3 protein-coding genes are annotated in these 3,195 nt (G+C 69.0%); 2 read left to right on the top strand and 1 reads right to left on the bottom strand.

The genetic code is table 11. The annotated features are described in order from the left end of the window. Positions 1 to 72: 72 nt before the first annotated feature. Complete coding sequence (locus C1I98_RS37005; protein ID WP_111171927.1) at positions 73 to 1,743, bottom strand: CocE/NonD family hydrolase; 1,671 nt, start codon at positions 1,741 to 1,743, stop codon at positions 73 to 75. A gap of 162 nt (positions 1,744 to 1,905) precedes the next feature. Here C1I98_RS37005 and C1I98_RS37000 point away from each other — a divergent pair, with 162 nt between their 5' ends. Both C1I98_RS37000 and C1I98_RS36995 read left to right on the top strand, forming a co-directional pair. Then, positions 1,906 to 2,397 (top strand): GbsR/MarR family transcriptional regulator, encoded by a 492-nt coding sequence (locus C1I98_RS37000; RefSeq protein ID WP_111171926.1) that lies wholly within the window; start codon positions 1,906 to 1,908, stop codon positions 2,395 to 2,397. A 54-nt stretch (positions 2,398 to 2,451) separates the two neighbouring features. Then, the gene (locus C1I98_RS36995; RefSeq protein WP_111171925.1) at positions 2,452 to 2,661 is read left to right on the top strand and encodes a hypothetical protein; all 210 of its coding nucleotides are present in this window, start codon (positions 2,452 to 2,454) and stop codon (positions 2,659 to 2,661) included. Positions 2,662 to 3,195 lie beyond the last annotated feature (534 nt).

Below are 3,195 nucleotides of genomic sequence, written 5' to 3'. Positions count from 1 at the left end.
GTTCACGGCTGACACCACCCGCCCGAGGGCGTCACATAGCGAGGCGAATGGTCGGCCCGGCGGCGAGCAGTTTCACGCCCTCTCCGTAGAAGCCGTCTCCGTAGAAGACGACGAAACGGGCAGCCAGATGGCCGAGGGGTGGTCGGGGTCGTGCAGGATCTCGTTGTCGGATGCGCGTAGTTCGCGCTCTGTGGCCAAGGGCCGGCCGGTGCCGGGATTACGGCCATAGCGGGGGTGGGCGCCTCCGGCGACCTGGAGCCGGATCCGGTGGCCACGGGCGAAGCGGTGGGCCACCGGCCAGAGCGTGATGTCCACCGTGCGTACGCCTGCCGTCTCCTCCCGGCCGGTTCCGGGAGCGGGCAGGCGGACGATGCCGTCGCAGAGATTGACCGAGCGGCCGCGCTGGTCCACTGTGCACAACCGTGCGGTGTAGTCGACATGCGGAAGGGAGGCGCGCGCGTACAGGCGGACCCGGACCGGGCCGATCACCTCCACGTCCGATGTCAGCGGGGCGGTGGTGAAGGTGAGCACGTCGGGCCGGGCCTCGATGGCGCGGTTGTCGGCCGGGCCCGCGGAAAAGCCGACTATCGCGCCGCCGACGGTGGGGGTCGGGTCTGCGGGGTCGTAGCGGTAGCGGCTCGGCGGCGCGCCCGGTGCGGCCTGCTCGCGGCTCAGCCCGCCACCTGGATGCAGGTGCCAGGGGGTGGGCCGGTGGGCGGGCGGCCAGCCGGACAGGTCTCGCCACTGTTTCGCGCCGGTGATGAACACCCGCACCCCGCTGAGGGCCTGCCGACCGGCAAGGGCGACGTCCAGCGCGGTCAGTGCGTCCCTCATGGCCACGCGGGTGTTCAGGCCCTTGCCATGGCTCCAGGGACCGATCAGCAACCGGACGTTGCGACCTGCCTCCAATAGCCTGGCGTGGTCGTCGAGCATGCCCGGGAGGAAGAAGTCGTACCAGCCGCCCTGCAGGTACACGATCGGCGGCATCCGCTCGGTGTTGCCGCGGTGATCCATGCGCGCCCAGTACTCACGGCTGGACTCATTGTCCAAGGGGTTGGTGAGCCACTCTTGGTACCAGCTCACCCGGTGCCCGGTCAGCGCCCGGTCCGCATCGGTCAGCGGGAGGGTCAGTACGGCGCGGTGGAGCCGGCGGCTCGCGCCGAACACGGCCAGCAGTTGCGGGAGCAGGGAATTGCCGCTACGGAACATGGTGTCGACCAACTGGACCCAGCCCAGCGCGTTGCCCAGGGCGAACGCGCCGCCCGGGTACATGAAGCCCCCGGCGAACGCCGACGGGGCGTCTTGGATCACTGCGATCTTCCACTCGGGGATCTCTCGGGCGGCCAGTTCCCACTGTGCGTATCCGAGATAGCTGGCGCCCCAGGTGGCCAGGACACCGCCGAACCACGGCTGGGCGCGCAGCCAGGTCAGCGTCCCGTCGGCGTCCGCGGGATCGATGACGAAGCCGTCGAAGCGCCCCATTGAGCCGGCCGTACCACGCAGGCTCTGACACAGCACCTGGTAGCCGCGCTCGGCCAGCAGCTTGGGCAGCGCGTCGACCAGACGGCCCCGGCCGTACGGGGTGCGCATCAAGACCAGCGGGGGCGTCTGGACGCCCGCCGGGTAGTAGTGCGTGGCCAGCAGTCGCACGCCGTCGGCGGCGGGGATCGGCACATCGCGCCGGACTCGGACCGGGTGGCGGACTGCGGGGCGCAGGCCGAGCAGGCGGCTGAGCAGGGTCATCGCGGAGGACTTTCGTCGGCGTGAGCGGATGCACATCGCCGACCAGGCTTCCCGGCACACCATCGCCCCCCGCACATGGCGGGACACGATGGTTCCAGATTAACATAGTTCAGAAATTTCTGAAGCTCTATAATATCTGGTGGATTCTGGAGGAGATGGCGTGTGGACGATGAGCACGGACGGTGGGAGGCGGCCGAGCGGCTCGCGCTGGTGCTCACAGAAGGCGGGCTGCAGCGGATGGCCGCACGGACGCTCGCGATGTTTTTGTTCACCGACCTGCAAAGCGTGACCGCGGGCGAAATCGGCGAGCGGCTGGCGGCCAGCGCGGGCGCGGTCTCCGGTGCGATCAAATCCCTGCTTGCGGTCGGCCTGATCGAACGACTACCGGCCCCCGGCAGCCGCCGCGAGCACTACCGGCTCCGCGAAGACGCCTGGGCCACCCTGTTCACCAGCCAGAACACCGCCATCCAGGCCATGCTGGACGCCGCCGCAGCCGGAATCGAGGTCACCCGGACCGGCGACCCCGCGCACGAGCGGCTGAGCCGGATGCGCGACTTCTACGAATTCCTGCTCGCCGAACTGCCTGGCCTGCTGCACCGCTGGCACCAGCATCAGCAGTCCGGTCAGTCTGCCGGGCAGGAAGAACGACGATGATCAGGCATGCCCCGCACAGGTGATCACCGGCCGTGTCCGCCCGACGAAACACCGGTGTTCCTGCACATATCAGCGGTGCAGATGATGTTGCGGGATCGCGTCGGGGCTACTCCCCTCGTCGTCTCCCGCCCCTATTGCGGCATGGGCGTGGATCTCGGCGACTCCGCAGTCACGCTGGTCCACGAGGGGGTTCTCTATGGCTTTTGCCATGGTCTGTGCCGCCGAGCCTTCGCCGATCAGCACGGCCTGTCGCTCAGCAAGTAGCGCCATGCCCTGGGACCACCACCCAGCCCTGCCCGAGATCGGCGGCTCACCGGACCGGACCGCCCGGTTCGCTTCCTCGGCATCGACACCGGTCCGCGGACGGCTCAGCCGGTCACTCATGCCTGGGCCCGGATCGGCGCGATCATGCCGGCGGATGAGGGGCCACCTCATCGATGCCGCTGATTCTTCAGTGGGCGGCACTCTCGCCCTGCTGGACGCGCCGGCCGAGCTCATCGATGGCGCAAACCTCGCAGTGGCGCCTGGCGACACCTTCCCCGCTCGATGACCGGCACCACGTCCCCCGTGCCCGATCTTGACGTTTCTTGATAGGTTCTCTGCAGGTGCGCCGGGAAGCCTGGTCGGCAGTCGTTGTCGCCGATCAATGAAAAGGGCTCTGTCATGCGCGCACGCGACCTGCTCGCCGCATTCCCCACCATCACCATCGACACCCCCGTGCCGCAGGCCGCTCGGCTGCTGGCAGAGCAAGACCTCCCAGGGCTCATCGTCCTGGACGAGCACGGACAACCGGCCAGC

This window comes from Spongiactinospora gelatinilytica (assembly GCF_003236385.1).
Lineage (GTDB): Bacteria > Actinomycetota > Actinomycetes > Streptosporangiales > Streptosporangiaceae > Spongiactinospora > Spongiactinospora gelatinilytica.
This window is presented reverse-complemented; position numbering and strand designations above follow the sequence as displayed.